The following is a 14,565-nucleotide window of genomic DNA, read 5'->3' on the forward strand; positions in this document are numbered from 1 at the left end:
GCTGTCGCTGTGGATTGATCCGGTGGACTTCACCGTGGTCGCGCACGCGGACCAGCGGGGGATCTACGTCATCACGGACGGAGTGCGGATTCGCCTGCTGCCAGCACAGGTGGCCCGGCTGCTGGCGGCGCTGCCGCAATTCGTCGCGTGGCGGGAGCAGGCCGTGGCAGCTGTGAGCGGGCGGCGTCCCCGGTTGGTGATCCCGGCATGCAGTCTGGCCTGCGGCGTCGACGTGCGGGAGCTGCAGCAGCGGGTGGGCACGCCGGTCCAGGCGCCGAACGCCGGCGTATGGGTTCACGCGCCTGATCGAGACGGCAGATCGCGGGTTGTGTTGGACCCCGGCGGTCAGTGGCTGGTGGTGGACGGGTCTGGTCCGGCAGGCGACGGCGGGGCGCCGCAGGCGTTGACCGAGCCGGAGCGGGCTGTGGGCGCTGTGCGGATGGGGCTGCCAGGAAAGGCATTGCCGATCGTGCCCCGTGGTCCGCCACGCGTCCGGGCCGGTCCGGATGGGGCAGCTGGCGAGCAGGGCCAGGACGTCCGGCGGATCGCCGATAGGGCGGCACAGTACCTCGGCGAGATCGAGCCATGGTCGACAGTGGCTTCCGGTGCGGACGGGGATCTGGGTGATGACCATCGGCCGCTGCTCGACGGTGACCTGGATGCGGGGTGGCCGGGACCGGTGCTGAGGGCGCCGAACCCGGGCCGGGTCGGCCGCTCCGTGTACGGGCGGCCCGTGGACGATCCGCGCAATCGCGGGCCACCGCGGGACGGCCCGAAAGCCGCCGACCACAACAATTCGGCCGGATTCGCCGGCGATGGTGACGACTCCCGCGATGTGCGGCCGCGAACCGCTCCGGAATCGGCTGCGGCTTCAGGCGAGGTCGTGCCATGACGCCCCGCCGCCGCCCCGTGCCGCCATCCTTTGCAGGTCAGGCGTCCTCCCTCGCCGCCGGTGGCCACGCCGGGCCCGAGGAGCGGGCGCGGGCACCTCCACTTTCTGTCTTCGACATTCATCGGCAGACAGAAACTCTTCCAAATCGTGGAGGTGTCCGGAGTGAGCAACTCCAATGCAAGGCTGATTTCGAACCGAATTCGCCGGCAGTGGTTCTGGCTGGGCCTGGCCATGGCGGTGCACGTGGCGGCGCTGGTCGCCGTACTGGCGGTGGTCGTTCGGGGCCGCGTCGCGCCGGTCGAGGTGGCGGCGCTGGCCGCCGCTCTCGTGGTCGGGGCGCCGATCATGGGCGTATGGCGGGAGCGGCGGGACGCGGTGCGCCACCGCCCAGCTCGCTGGCTGCGGCGGGCGCTCGTTGTGGTTGTGCCCCACGCCTGCGCCGTCGGGCTGGCGAGCAGTGCCATCACCGAGGAATGGCCGGTGCAGACCCTGGCCGCGGTGGGGCTCGTCGTGGCACAGCTGGTCTGCGTGGTGATCGCCGGCCGAGCGATGCGATACCCGCTGAGGCCGGAGCTCGGCGAGATGGACGTCGAGGTGTGCGAGAAGATTCGATCGGATCAGTCGGGCCTTCCTGCCTGGGTGCTGCAGGACGAGGTGTGCCTGACCGACCGGGAGATCGTCGCCGTTCTGCGTCCGGGTCCTGCGTCCGCGTTCGGGATCAGCGTCCAGCTCGCCGACGTGAAGGGTGTGTCGGTACGTCCGGCGCGGCCGGAGGACAGCCCATGGGTCCGGCTCGAGGGCGGCGGACACTACGTCGTCACCGGGGGTGACGTCATCGAGCTCCGGCGCCGTGGCGGAACCCTGGTGCTGCCGGTGCGCAATGCTGCGGTCTTCGCCGAGGTGATCCGCTCCCGGATCGCGGTGCGTCATAGCGTGCCGACGAGTAGCTGAGGCTTCCCAGCTCGACTCGTAGGACGCTTCCCGCCCTGGGGTCCCGTGGCCCTGAGTTCGGCCACGGGAGCCCGGGGCGGGCGCCCGCGGATCGTCCCGCGGCGCGACGACAGCGCGACCGTGTGAGAGACGTTGATCACTGACCGGCGGCCCGGCCGGGCGGCTGCCGCGGGACACCAATAACGTGCCGCCACAGTTGGAGAGGGGTTGATCGATGAGGGCATCGCCGAGAGTGTCTTTCTGCTACCCGGGACTGCGCAGATGGCATACCTGCTGCTGACCGTCCAGTTCGTCGTCGGTGGCGTGTTCGCGGTATCGGCGTTCGGCAAGGTGCGGGCGCGGTCGGCGTTCGTGCGGTCGTTGGCCGATTTCGGGGTGCCGGAACGAATCCGTGCACTGGTCGGGGCCACGGTCATGGTCGCGGAGATCGCCGTGGTCGTACTCGTTCTCGCGCCGGTCACGGCGGTGCCCGGTCTCGTCCTCGGTGCCGTGTTGTTCCTGGGTTTCGCGGTCGTCGTCGGCATGACGGTGCGGCGCGGTCGTCGTCCGAGATGCCGTTGCTTCGGCGTCGAGAGTGCGCCGTTGCGGGGTGCACACGCGGTGCGCAACGTCGTTCTCGCGGCACTGGCTGTCATCGGGGCCCTGGTCGGCACTACCATGAATGCGTCACCGGCATTCTCGACCGGTTCGTTCGTGGTTGCGGGCCTGGTCGCAGCGGTCGTGCTGGCCGTGGTGGTGGGCCTCGACGACCTGTTGGACGTCGTCGCGCCGGCGAAATCTCGATAGACCCCGACTTGCTGCGATGATCTTGGCCCACTACGGTCTCGGCCGTTGACGACGGCCACATGGGCCGAGCCAGGAATTGAGGAGATGTCGAATGACTGTCATGCGCCGACTCGCCGACCGGGTGCTGGCGCGAATGGTGCCCGAGGAGCCGGCGAGTGCCTGCACCGAGCGCACCTGTTGCGATGCTCTCCGGGGTCGTAAGACCTGCTACTACGGTTGCGGCCGACCGGCGTGGTGCACCGGCTACTACGGGGAGTGCGCCATCGGCGAAGGCTTCCCCAGCTGCTGACGCCAAAAGCGCGGAACCTGAACTCGATGGCGTAAGGAATCTGCTGTGGATCTGCTCGTGGTCGTCGTCGTGGTGCTCGGCATCATGGTGGGTGCCAACCTGCTGTTGACGGGTGCGGTGGTCCGGCGTCTCGCTGCGCATGAGCGAAAGCTCGCCATGTTCGGCTCCACGGTCAGTGTGCCCGGTGGGCTGGCGGCCGGAGCCGAGGTCCCGGTGTTCACCGGTGAGACGGTGGACGGGCAGCCCGTGGACGCCGGGTTCTTCGGCGACCGGCCCGGGTTGATCGGGTTCTTCTCGACCACCTGCCCGGCGTGTGAGTTGCACGCTCCGGAGTTCGCCGCCGCGGTCGCGGCCGGAACGTCCGGCTTGGCCGTGGTCTCCGGCGAAGGCGGTGATGAATTGTTCCGTGCGCTCGGGGCGGTGCCGGTGGTGCGGGAGCCGACGCCCGGCGGCCCGATCGTCACTGCGTTCGAGGTCGATGCGTATCCGACGTTCTACGTGGTCGAGGGTAGCCGGGTGGTGTCGCCGGTCGGTTCTGCGGCGGATGCTCGGGGGCTGCTCGCGAGTGGTGTGCGCGGCGCGTGAAGCGCGGCTGGCTGCGGGGTGCTGCCGGCCGCACTCGCCCTGTAAGGGGCGCACATTCTGCAGGGGCAACTTCCTCGTCCGCTGCTACTACGGCTGTGGGCCCAGGTGATTTGCGAGGACACCGGTATTCGGTGCGCCTGATCGTCGATGGAGCTCATATCGGGCTGTCGGCGCCACTCGTGTTCCCGGTTGCTAGATAGCACACGGCGCATCTGCTGCTGACCGTCCAGCTCGTCCTCGGTGGCCTGTTCGCGGTGTCGGCGTTCGGCAAGGTGCGGGTGCATTCCGGTGGTTTCGACGATCTGCTGGAGGTCGTCGCGCGCGGTGCGTGGGATGCGTTGACCGGCGTCATCGACCGATACCGAGGTCCGCGCTACCCGGAAAGTCGAAGGGTAACCAATCGGTTGCCGTCTTTCGCTTTGTCGCTTGCCGCGCCATCTCGGTGGTGAGATCTTGATCACACGTTCATGATCTTGTGGACGTCGCCTTGGGATCACTACGGTCTTCACCCCATGGTGGCCATTCGGGTCGCTCCAGGAATTGAGAAAGGTCGTTGAATGAGTGTAATGCTTCGATTGGCTGACCGGGTGCTGGCGAGTATTGTGCCCGAGGAGCAAGCGGGTGCCTGTCGAGAGCGCTCCTGCTGCGATGGCGGGCGGACGAAGGTCTGCTACTACAGTTGTGGGCGCCCGGTGTGGTGCAAGATCGTCTTCCCCTACTGCTCGGTCGGTGAGAACCTTCCCAATTGCTGACCCCGCCAGTCAGCCGGGAGTACGGGGGCGTGGCACCACGGACGATCTGTCCAGGGTCTCGGCCGCACCCGGGAAGGCGTGGTCGCGGTTCCGCAGCATTCGGCGGTTAGTTGTGGCCAGGCGCCGGTCGTGAAGAGTTCGGGGGAATCTGTCTGTGGACCTGCTCGTGGTCGTCGTCGTGGTGCTCGGGCTCCTCGTGGGCGCCAACCTGTTGCTGACGGGCGCGGTGGTCCGCCGTCTCGCCGCGCATGAGCGCAAGCTCGCCTCGCTCGGCCCGATGATCGGCGTGCCAGGCGGTCTGGCCGCCGGTACCGAGCTTCCGTCGTTCACCGCGGAAACGGTCGACGGCCGGCCCGTGGACGCCGGGTTCCTGGGCGACGGGCGTGGGTTGATCGCGTTCTTCTCGACCACCTGCTCGGCGTGTCTGTCGCATGCGCCGGAGTTCGCCGCTGCGGTCACGGCCGGGACGTCCGGGTTCGCCGTGGTTTCGGGTGAGGGCGGTGACGAGTTGCTGGGGGCGCTCGGCTCGGTGCCGGTGGTGCGGGAGCGGGTGCCCGGTGGCCCGATCGTCACCGCGTTCGAGGTAGACGCGTACCCGACGTTCTACGTGGTCGAGGGTGGTCGGGTGGTGTCGCCGGTCGGTTCTGCGGCGGGGGCAGGGGAGCTGCTCGCGAGTGGTGTGCGCGGCGCGTGAAGCGGGGTTCGCTGCGGTCGCTGCCGACTGCGCTCGCCTTGATGTGGCGGGCGGGGCGGGTGCAGGCCATCACGCTCGCAGTGGCGTCGGTGGCGACGGGTGCGGCGCCCGTCGCCACCGCGTGGCTGGTGAAGGTGCTGGTGGACCGGCTCACCGTCGCCGACGGCGCGTTCGGTCCGCTGCTGGCGCCGGCCGCGGGGCTGGCGGCCACGACGTTCGTGACGTTGCTGCTGCCGGCGCTGGCAACCTACCTGCGGGCGGAGCTGGAGCGCCGGGTGAACGTGCTCGTGCAGCGGAGGCTGTTCGAGACCGTGAACGCGGTCCCGGGCCTGCGCCAGTTCGAGGACCCGGCGTTCCACAACGAGCTCGAGCTCGCCCAGCAGGGCGGTGAGAGCGCACCACCGGCGGTGCTGTCGGTCGGCATCGCGGTGGTGCAGGGGAGCGTCACCCTCGTCGGCTTCGTCGCGTCGTTGCTGGTGCTGAGCCCGGCCGCGGCCGGGCTCGCGCTCGCGGCGGCGATCCCCGGGCTGATCGTCGAGCGCAGGCTCAGCGGTCGCAAGGCCGCCCTCGCGTTCTCGATGAGCCCGCACATGCGCCGCCGGATCTTCTACGGCCTGCTGCAGACCGACGATCGCGCGGCGAAGGAGATCCGCCTGTTCGGGCTCGGGGACCACTTCCTCGCGCGCTTCATGCGGGAGTTCCGGGTCCTCAACGACGGCACGCGCCGCATGGACCGCGCGGTGCTGCGCCGCCAGCTCGCGCTCGGGGTCGTGACCGGGGTGCTCGGCGCAGCCGGGCTGCTGATCGTGGCCGCGCGGGCCGTGAACGGCGGCATCAGCATCGGTGACGTGTTCGTCGCGGTTGCCGCGATCGCCGCCATCCAGACCTCGTCGGCCGCTCTCGTCGGTTCGGTCGGCACCGTGCTCGAAGCGCTGCTGCTGCTCGGTCATTACAGCGCGTTCGTTTCGCGCGCCGCCGTGGCGCCGGGGGAGCAGCGCCCCTGCCCGCCGCTGCGTGACGGGATCGAGCTGCGTGACGTGTGGTTCCGCTACTCTCCCGATCACCCGTGGGTGCTGCAGGGAGTGAGCCTGTACGTCCCGGCCCGTGGCTCGCTCGCGCTGGTCGGGGCGAACGGTGCGGGCAAATCGACCCTGGTCAAACTGCTGTGTCGGTTCTACGACCCCGACCGCGGCGCGGTGCTGTGGGACGGGGTAGACGTTCGCGAGTACGACCCCGCGTCACTGCGGGAGCGCATCGGCACGGTGTTCCAGGACTTCATGGAGTACGACCTGACCGCTGCGGAGAACGTCGGGCTCGGTGACGTCGCCCGGATCGACGATCGTGCGGCGGTCCGGGACGCGGGCGAGCGGGCCGGTGTCGATGCGGTGCTCGACGGATTGCCGCGCGGCTACGACACGATGCTCAGCCGGATGTTCGCGGGCGAGGCCGACGGGGGATCCGGTGTCGATCTCTCCGGTGGTCAGTGGCAGCGGATCGCGCTGGCCCGCATGTTCATGCGGCCGGATCCCAACCTGCTGATCCTCGACGAGCCGAGCGCGGGCCTCGACGCGGACGCCGAGCACGAGGTCCACGAGCGCCTGCTGGCCCGCCGCACGGGCGTGACGAGCGTGCTGATCTCGCACCGGCTGAACGCGGTGTCGATGGCCGACGCGATCGTCGTGCTCTCCGGCGGGCGCATCGTCGAGTCCGGCGACCACGCCGGGCTGCTCGCGGCCGACGGGGAGTACGCGAGGATGTTCCGCCGTCAGGCCTCGGGCTACCAGCTGGACCCGGCCCCGACAGGTCCATGATCACCGCATGGGCCGGTGTCCCGTCGACCTGCGGAACCAGCGGCGTGGTGCGCGGGGCGGCTCGAGATGGCCACCGGCGTACAACCAGGCTTCGAAACGGTTGAGATCGGTACGGAACGACGAGCCGGCCGGTTTCGGGTGGTCGATCGCCCATGCGTCGAACAGCGGCCGGAACCGGTCGCCGAGGAGTTCGACCAGGTCGGGGCGGAGCCGGGCGGCGACCGACCGGCGGGTGGACCGCAGCGACCGGGCCTCGACGTCGACCCGGTGTGCATCGAATCCGTTCGGAACCCGGCCACCCGCCAGCAGCGCGTGGACGAGCTCCCGTTGCCGAGCGGCCAGCTTCGCCCGCGGGGTCACGGGCGCCCGTCGACGACGGCGCGGATTGCGGCGAGCTCCGCGGCCAGGTCGGCGTCCGGCGGGTAGTCGTCGTCCCGCTCCAGCAGGACGCCGGGCGGGACGACCCGGGCGCACAGCGCCGCGAGCGTGTCCAGCACCTGCTGTGGCACCGCGTGGGCGTGCGTGTCGTGGTAGAGCCCGTCGTGGGTGACCCCGCCCGCGACGTGCACGTAGGCCAGCCGCTCCAGAGGCAGCTCGTCGAGGAACGTCTCCGGTGCGGTGCCGATGTTGACGGAGTTCGCGTACAGGTTGGCCACGTCGATCAGCAGCAGGCAGTCGGTGCGTTCGACGAGTTCGGTGAGGAACTGCCCCTCGGTCAGGTCGCTGTCCGGCCAGTCGAGCAGCGCGGCGATGTTCTCCAGTGCCAGCGGCACCGGCAGCTCGGCCTGCGCCAGGTTCACGTTCTCCACCAGCACGTCCAGCGCGTCGCGGGTGCGCGGCACCGGCAGCAGGTGACCGGAGTCGAGCCCGCCCGCGCGGGTGAACGCGACGTGCTCGCTGACCAGCGGCGCGTCCACGGCCTCCGCCACCGCCGCCAGGTGCGCGATCCGTGTGCGGTCCACCGGCTCGGCGCCGCCGAGCGACAGCGTCACCGCGTGTGCGATCACCGGCACGCCGCGCGCACGCAGCACGGTCAGCGACTCGGGGAGCGGGTCGGGGCGGACGTTCTCCGCCAGCACCTCCACGAAGTCGACACCGGGCAGCCGCTCCACCGTCAGGTCGATCTCCGGGCGCCAGCCGATCCCGATTCCCAGTGCCCCGGACATCAGGGGGAGCCACCGCCGCAGCCGCCACCGGAGCCACCACCGCAGCTGCTCCCGGACGACGAGCTGTCGCCCGACGACGTGTAGTTGTGCGTGTAGCTGCTGCCGCCGGACGGGCCGGAGTGCGCGAAGGAATCGAACGAGCCTGCGGAGGAGTAGCTCCACGCGCCCCCGACGAAACCTGCCATCGCGCCGTTGGACAGCGCCTTGGAGAGCTCCTTGTCCGGGTATGCGGACAGACCGCGCACCGCCACCCGCTCCAGCGGATCCTTCCTCCGCCTCCGGGCTCGGGCCTTGGCCACCACCCGGTCGCCGTGCACCGTGCGGGCCTTGGACGACCCCGTGAGCCGGCTGCTCAGGTACACGCTCGCCACGAGCGTCGCGGCGAGCAGGAACGTCAGGTAGCCGACGGGCAGGTCCTCGACCAGCCCGTTGATCCACCGGACCAGCCCGATCACGAAGAGCACGTACAGCAGGACCGGGGCGAGCCGTCGGGCCGCGGTCGCACGGGCCGGTGCGACGAGCAGGCCATCGCGGACCAGCGACTCGCCGATCCCCGTCACGGCCGGCGAGCCGGCGAGCCGTTCGGCCACCTCGGCTACCTTCCGCGGTCCGGTGAGCGCGGCGAGCACCGCGTCGTCCAGCGGGTGCCCGGCGGGCGCACCGTCCGCCACGGACGTGAGGGTGCCGCTGCGGTCGACCCTGGCCAGATCGGCGTCGACCAACCGGGCGACGGCCACCTGCACCGCGTGCTGCGGTCCGCCTGCGAGAAAGCCCAGCTCCTCGGGGGCGAGCCGGCCGGTCTGCTCGGCCTGCCGCGGGCGGCGCACCGCCAGCCGCACCCCGAACGCCACGGCGAGCCCCACCGCGAGACCCGCGGCGTACAGCCCGAGGAACTCCGGCCCCGACAACCCCCACGGATGCATGCCACGCCCCTTCCCCCGATCGGGGGCATTCTCCCCATGGTCGTGATCGGCGACGTTCAGGAGGGGGGCAACCGCGCCACGACAACACCGACCAGCTCGCCGCGCGGGATCGCGCCCCAGCTGACGGAGTCGGCGCTGTCGCGGGCGTCGCCTTTGACGAACACGTGCCCGGCCGGAACCGCCCAGGTCGCGTCCAGGCCGTCGACCGTCGCGCCGAACTGCTCGACCGAGCGGCCCGCGGAAAGCCGGTCCAGCGGGACCCGGGCGACCTCACCCGGCAGGGCGAGCACCCGTTTGATGAACAGCGCAGATCCGTCGCCGCCCGCGACCGCCGGTACGCGCCCGACGACGATCGCCCCCTGGCGAAGCGGCCGCCACGGGCCCGGTCGGACTGCAAGCAGGCGGTCGCCGTCGTGCAGGGCCGGGACCATGCTGTCGCCCTGCACCCGGATGATCCGCAGGAGCCGCCCGAACAGCCGCGTCGGCGCGGGCTGCGGGCTGGGCGGCATGAGTGGATCTTAGGGCCCACCACCCGTGCGTGCGTTGCCGAGCGCGTCGAGGACGGGCCGGAGAGCGGCTCGTGCGCCTTCCAGGGTGCGACGGCGCAGCTGCACCGCGCGACCGTGGAGATCGGGAGCCCGGTGGTGTACACGACGCCGACCCCCGCGCAGTTTCAGGCCGTGCTCGCGCCGCTGGTCGGGGCCTGATGGGGGTCAGGCGCCCGCCGGCAGCCACGGCGCCACCCGGTGCCGGTCGAGGAGGTCGGGCCGTTGCAGCGCACCGAGCATGGCGTGCACGGCGGCCTCGGTGTCGCGGGTCCAGGCGTAGCACTGTTGTGCGGATCCGCAGAGCGGCGCGGCCCGGCCGCGGGCGGCGCTGACGATCGCGTCCGCGGCGGCGCCGACCTGCTCGTTCACGGTGGCCGGGTCGCGCAGCCGGACGCCACCGGTGGCGGCGACTCCGGCGATGTCGGTCAGCTGGGTCGCCAGCCAGTCCCACGGCGTGGCTGTGACGGCGTCGGCCCAGTGTCGATCGGACGGCTCGACGCCGTCGAAGTGGGGGTGGAAGTGAGCCGCCTCGAAGGCGCCCGGGGTGCCGTCGATGCGGTCGAACAGGTCTGCCCGCCAGACCGGCCGGTCGACCACGATCTTCTGGGCGGCCGACTCCGAACCCCGGCGTGGCTGGGGGTCGACCATGCGGAGTTCGACCCGGGCACCGTGTTCGAGGTGGCTGTCGGCGAGGTCGATCTCGAACCAGTGCCGCACGAGGACGGCGACCTCGTCGAAGAGGAAGGCGTGCTGCACGCTCTGCTCCTGTCGGCCGGGAGTACTTGATCGCCGGACTGGCGCGTTCCCCGACGGTACGTGACGGGCGAAAGCGACCCGGGAACGTTGGTGGTCACCGCACTAGCGACGAAGGCTGTCCGGAGTTCGCCGACCGGGGCTGAAGGGGAGGCCGAGCGCGAGCAGGCTGAGCGCCGTCAGCGCGGCGGGCAGCACGCCGAACCCGAGGAGCACGCCGGTCGCGGTGGTGTCCGACTGTGCCACGGCCTCGCCCGTCGTCGACGGGATGTAGCCGGCGATCTGCAGCACCAGCCCGAAGAGCAGCGGGCCGACGGCGAACCCGAGACCCTGGCCGGCGCTGAACACCCCGGCGAAGACCCCGGCCTGCCGATGCCCGCTGCGCGCGGACTCCTCGGCGATGCAGTCGGGCAGCATCGCCAGCACGAACGTGTCCTGTGCCGCGTTCGCGGCGCCGAGCAGCGCGCCGAGTACCAGCACGAAGAGCGGCGAGCCGCCGGGCACGGCGAGCCAGAGCACGCTCACCAGCAGGTAGGCCGTGGAGCTGACGAGCACGCCGGTGCGCTTGTCGAGGCCGCCACCCACGCGCAGCAGCACCGGGAGCAGCACCAGGGCGGGCGCGGTGAACGCGGCCACGAGCAGGCCGGCCGCCGCCGGGTCGCCCAGGAGCTGCCGGGCCAGGTACGAGGCGCCCGCGAGCTGCGCGCCGGTGGCAGCGCTCTGCAGGGTGACGATCACCAGCAGCCTGCGGAACGAGCGGCTGCGGGAGGCGACGGCGAGTTGGGAGCGCAGGCTCGCTGCCGCGGGGGCGGCGGGACGCGCCGCTCGGGCCGTTCCGCAGAACGCGGCGACCGCGCCGATGACGATCACCGCGCCGACCAGCACCCCCATCGCCTGGTGGCCGGGGAGCCCGCCGCCCGCGGACTTGACCACCAGCGGTGCGACGCCGCCGGTGGCGAGCGTCGCGAGGGCGATGCCGGCGACCCGCCAGCTCATCAGCCGGGTGTGCTCGCCGTAGTCGTCGGTCATCTCGGCGGGCATCGCGGCGTACGGGGACTGGAAGAACGCGAAGGTGGTCGCGGTGAGCAGGTAGCCGGTGATGGCCCATGCCGCGCCTGCGGCGGCCGCGAACGGGCCGGCGAACATGAGGGCGAACCCGATCCCGACGGCGGTCCCGGCGCCGAGCACGTACGGGCGTCGGCTGCCGATCGATGTTGTCGTGCGGTCGCTGATGCGTCCGGCGATGGGGTTGACCAGCACTGTCCAGGCCTTCGGCACGAACGCGAGCGCCCCGGCGAGGCCGGCCGCGACGCCGAGCGTGTCGGTGAGGTAGGGGAGCATGAGCAGGCCGGGGACGGTCGAGAACGCCCCGGTCACGAGCGAGCCCGAGGCGTAGCCCGCGCTCGCGGCGGCACCGAGCCTGGACGTCGTCTTCTCCATGGCGTCGTGTCTAGTGCCACGCCGGGCGGGTGTGGATCGGTGGCGGATGCCCATCTCGCGAGATCGGTACTGACGCCGTCAGCGATCGAAACCGGCCGTCTTGGCCCTCCGACGCGCGTCGACGAACGTCTGCCACGGGACCTCCCGCTCCTGCTGGCCCGTACGCCGCAGGTACGTGGCGGCATCGCGCCTGGTCCGCAGCACGGCGCCGGCCGCGCGGCGGAGGACGGAGAGCGTCCCCCCGCCGGTGTCGGCGAGCCAGCGGAACGTGTCGGGGGAGAAGAGCAGCCGGTCGTCGTCGACCGTGATCGAGCCCTTGGCGAGGATGCCGCGCAGGTTCCACATGCCCTCGTCGTGGCTGTGGGCCATGAGGCAGGCGGCGCCGCGCGCGGCCGTCAGCCAGGACGGCAGCGCCACCTCCAGGGCGGCCGGGTCGGCGGCAGGCTCCGGGCGGCACCGGAAGCTGATGGGGTAGCCGGCCGCGTCGACGACGGTGAGCACGGCGCTACCGTCGAACGTGCGCAGGGCGGCGTAGGTCTCGTCGCGCGCGGTCATGGCACCCGGACCTCTCTCGGCGCGGTGGCCATGTCGCCACCGGGCCACCAGCGGATCCGGCGCGGCACGATGTGGATCTTGATCCGCTGGAAGTACCACCACATGACGCGCCGGGTGATCGGGTCGACGCCCAGGCCCTTCGGCTGCCGACGCCAGATCAGGTGCCAGTGGGCAGCGAGCTCGTCGTCCCAGGTGACGATGTCCGAGGCCGTCGCGTCCCCCTGCACCAGTACAGCCGGGGGATCGGTCAGGCCCGAGCCGGTCGGATCGGAGTAGAGGATCGAGACCCTCGGGTCCCGCCGGACGTTGTAGGCCTTGTGGGGCAGGCCGATCCCCGTGCTCAGCAGGATGCGCCCCGAGTCGCGCTGCCACAGCGGCGCAACCTCGACCGTGACCGGCGTGCCGTTCCTCGCGAATGTCGTGAGCTCGCCGGTGCGGAAGCGGTCGAGCACCGCGTCCACTTCCGCCGGCATCTCCCTGAACGCCACATCCCTGGTCGCCATGGTCCCTCCGAACCTCGTTCACCGACCACCGAAGAGCCGCTCCACATCGTCCACGACCGCCCGGGCCCAGAGGAGCCCTGCGCCGACCCACCGGTTGCCGTCGACCTCGACCACCTGCCCGGCGCGCACCGCCGGCAGCGTGCTCCACAGCGGGTGCGTCTTCGCCTCGGCGAGGAGGGCGGCACCGTCCGCGCCCGAGCCGAAGACGATCAACCACGGGGCGTCGACCTGCCCGAGGAGCTCGAGGCTCAGCCTGCCCTGGCTCTGTTCCGGGCCGCCGGGCGTGAGGCCGACGGACCGCAGGATGCGGGTCGAGTCGCGGTCCTCGCCGATCCAGCGGAACACGCCGGGCTCGGTGAACCCGATCTGGCCGACGGCGATCGGTGCCCCGGCCGCCACCCGTGCCTGCACCGCCGCCACCCGTGCCTCGAAGGCCGCGAGCTCGACCTCGGCGCGCTCGCGGCGGTTCACCGCGTCGCCGACCAGCAGGAATGCCTCCTGCCACGGCGTGTCCTCGGGGATCGCCACGGCGGGGGCGAGCGCACCGAGCCGTGCCCAGCTCGGGTCGTCGACCAGCCATTCCCAGCCGAGGAGGAGGTCGGGCCGGGTGGCCGCGACCGTCTCGACGGCCGGCGGGACCGCGTCGCTGGTGACGACGTCGCTCGGGAGGTCCACCCAACCCTCGGCGAACGTCCCCGCGTACACGGGAGTGATACCCAGCGCGAGCACGTCGACGTCGCTGGAGCCGATCAGCGCCGCGACCCGCGCCGGTGCGATCGGCACGTGGACGGGGCCGCGAGCCCCTGTGACGGGCCGGGTGGCCGGCCCCGATCCGAGCGGGCGGGCGCCGCAGCCGGCGAGCGCGAGCCCGCCGGCCGCGACCGAACCCGCGAGGAACTGCCGCCGGCCGAGTACCGGATCCATGCTCAGGCGCCCGTCCGGCCGACGAGCGCTGTCAGCGCGGTCAGCACGGCCGGATCGGTCAGGTACACCTCGTGCCTGGCACCCTCCACGATCACGGGTTCGACGCCTGCGAGCTTCCCGAGCACCGGTGCGGCCGCACCGACCAGCTCGTTCGGTTCGGTGCCCACCGCGATCGTGACCGGCACCGCGGTCAGCTCGGCCGCGGTGAACGGGCGCAGGACGATCGTCGGGTCGTCGCGGATCATCGGCTCGGCGTTGGCGCGGGCCGCCGCGAACCCCGGGTCGTCCGTGGACACCGGGACGCCGAGTACGACGTTGAACAGGAGCGCCTGCGCGCCGACGTAGTCCCTCGGGTGCTCCCGCAGGTGCGCCTCTATCGGCGCCATGATCGCCGCGTTGATCGTGGCAGCGTCGGGCAGCACACCCGAAGCGGGGGGCTCCCAGGCGATCACCCGGGCGACGGCCTCGGGATGGCGGGCGGCCATGGCCAGCGCCACGACCCCGCCGGAGCTGACGCCGAGCACCGTGGCCGGCGCGGCGTCCAGCGTGGCGAGCAGCGCGGCAGCGTCATCGGCGTGCTGGTCGGCGCCCTCACCGGGCCAGTTCGCGCGCCCCGAGCGACCGGTGCCGCGCCGGTCGTAGGTGATCACCCGGTAACCCGTGGCCGCCAGCGCCGCGGCCTGACCGGCGAGCATCGAGCCGTCCTCCCCGCCACCGTGGACGAGGAGCAGCGGTGGGCCCTCGCCGCGCTGCTCGACGTGCAGGGTGGTGCCGGCGACGGCGACGAGTCCATTCATGGCGATCACGTTCCTCGATCGACGATCAAGGCCGCCGGCGGCGGCACCCGGGACACGCCAACACATCGGCGAATGTTCACGACGATGTACGGGATCGGCAGCCGCACGCCCCAGATGGGCATCGATTACCGATGCAGCGTGATCATTCGTTCCCGAGCATGGGCCACTCCACCACCGGAGGGAGGCCGTGGGTAGT

The 14,565-nt window shown here is 71.8% G+C and carries 16 protein-coding genes (1 of these 16 only partly in view); 6 read left to right on the forward strand and 10 right to left on the reverse strand.

Going from position 1 to position 14,565, the window contains the following annotated elements:
- The 6 genes from K1T35_RS06935 to K1T35_RS06960 form a co-directional block, all read left to right on the forward strand.
- A protein-coding gene (locus tag K1T35_RS06935) for a M20/M25/M40 family metallo-hydrolase (protein WP_220259333.1) crosses the window boundary here: on the forward strand, positions 1-892 show its final stretch. It extends 49,337 nt beyond the left edge of the window; 892 of the gene's 50,229 nt are visible here — the last part of the coding sequence; its start codon lies off the left edge, out of view; it ends in the stop codon at positions 890-892.
- A 60-nt stretch (positions 893-952) separates the two neighbouring features.
- Positions 953-1,843: a hypothetical protein gene (locus tag K1T35_RS06940; RefSeq protein WP_220259334.1), complete on the forward strand. Its 891-nt coding sequence runs from the start codon at positions 953-955 to the stop codon at positions 1,841-1,843.
- Positions 1,844-2,050: 207 nt separating this feature from the next.
- Complete coding sequence (locus tag K1T35_RS06945; RefSeq protein ID WP_220259335.1) at positions 2,051-2,629, forward strand: MauE/DoxX family redox-associated membrane protein; 579 nt, start codon at positions 2,051-2,053, stop codon at positions 2,627-2,629.
- A 346-nt stretch (positions 2,630-2,975) separates the two neighbouring features.
- A complete protein-coding gene (locus K1T35_RS06950; protein WP_220259336.1) occupies positions 2,976-3,503 on the forward strand; it encodes a hypothetical protein in 528 nt (175 codons plus the stop codon).
- A 906-nt stretch (positions 3,504-4,409) separates the two neighbouring features.
- Positions 4,410-4,949: a hypothetical protein gene (locus K1T35_RS06955; protein WP_220259337.1), complete on the forward strand. Its 540-nt coding sequence runs from the start codon at positions 4,410-4,412 to the stop codon at positions 4,947-4,949.
- Positions 4,946-6,760: an ABC transporter ATP-binding protein gene (locus K1T35_RS06960; RefSeq protein ID WP_220259338.1), complete on the forward strand. Its 1,815-nt coding sequence runs from the start codon at positions 4,946-4,948 to the stop codon at positions 6,758-6,760. Before K1T35_RS06955 ends, K1T35_RS06960 begins: the two co-directional genes overlap by 4 nt.
- On the opposite strand, the gene K1T35_RS06965 is transcribed toward K1T35_RS06960, so the two are convergent.
- The 10 genes from K1T35_RS06965 to K1T35_RS07010 form a co-directional block, all read right to left on the reverse strand.
- Entirely contained in the window at positions 6,761-7,120 is a 360-nt protein-coding gene (locus tag K1T35_RS06965) for a hypothetical protein (RefSeq protein ID WP_220259339.1), read from the reverse strand. It lies immediately after the preceding gene.
- Positions 7,117-7,926: a DUF692 domain-containing protein gene (locus tag K1T35_RS06970; protein WP_220259340.1), complete on the reverse strand. Its 810-nt coding sequence runs from the start codon at positions 7,924-7,926 to the stop codon at positions 7,117-7,119. The genes K1T35_RS06965 and K1T35_RS06970 overlap by 4 nt, the downstream gene beginning before the upstream one ends.
- Positions 7,926-8,849: a TIGR04222 domain-containing membrane protein gene (locus K1T35_RS06975; RefSeq protein WP_220259341.1), complete on the reverse strand. Its 924-nt coding sequence runs from the start codon at positions 8,847-8,849 to the stop codon at positions 7,926-7,928. Before K1T35_RS06975 ends, K1T35_RS06970 begins: the two co-directional genes overlap by 1 nt.
- Before the next feature lie 56 nt (positions 8,850-8,905).
- A complete protein-coding gene (gene lepB, locus K1T35_RS06980; RefSeq protein ID WP_220259342.1) occupies positions 8,906-9,358 on the reverse strand; it encodes a signal peptidase I in 453 nt (150 codons plus the stop codon).
- 204 nt (positions 9,359-9,562) lie between these two features.
- Positions 9,563-10,153, reverse strand: a complete 591-nt coding sequence (locus K1T35_RS06985) for a hypothetical protein (RefSeq protein WP_220259343.1) — start codon at positions 10,151-10,153, stop codon at positions 9,563-9,565.
- A 102-nt stretch (positions 10,154-10,255) separates the two neighbouring features.
- Complete coding sequence (locus K1T35_RS06990) at positions 10,256-11,590, reverse strand: MFS transporter (protein WP_220259344.1); 1,335 nt, start codon at positions 11,588-11,590, stop codon at positions 10,256-10,258.
- A gap of 78 nt (positions 11,591-11,668) precedes the next feature.
- On the reverse strand, positions 11,669-12,145 hold the full coding sequence (locus tag K1T35_RS06995; protein WP_220259345.1) for a hypothetical protein: 477 nt from the start codon (positions 12,143-12,145) through the stop codon (positions 11,669-11,671).
- Entirely contained in the window at positions 12,142-12,648 is a 507-nt protein-coding gene (locus K1T35_RS07000; protein WP_220259346.1) for a pyridoxamine 5'-phosphate oxidase family protein, read from the reverse strand. Before K1T35_RS07000 ends, K1T35_RS06995 begins: the two co-directional genes overlap by 4 nt.
- A gap of 18 nt (positions 12,649-12,666) precedes the next feature.
- Positions 12,667-13,572 (reverse strand): ABC transporter substrate-binding protein, encoded by a 906-nt coding sequence (locus tag K1T35_RS07005; protein ID WP_220259347.1) that lies wholly within the window; start codon positions 13,570-13,572, stop codon positions 12,667-12,669.
- A gap of 2 nt (positions 13,573-13,574) precedes the next feature.
- Positions 13,575-14,369 (reverse strand): alpha/beta fold hydrolase, encoded by a 795-nt coding sequence (locus K1T35_RS07010; protein ID WP_220259348.1) that lies wholly within the window; start codon positions 14,367-14,369, stop codon positions 13,575-13,577.
- Between the last annotated feature and the right edge of the window lie 196 nt (positions 14,370-14,565).

Source organism: Pseudonocardia sp. DSM 110487 (assembly GCF_019468565.1).
Lineage (GTDB): Bacteria > Actinomycetota > Actinomycetes > Mycobacteriales > Pseudonocardiaceae > Pseudonocardia.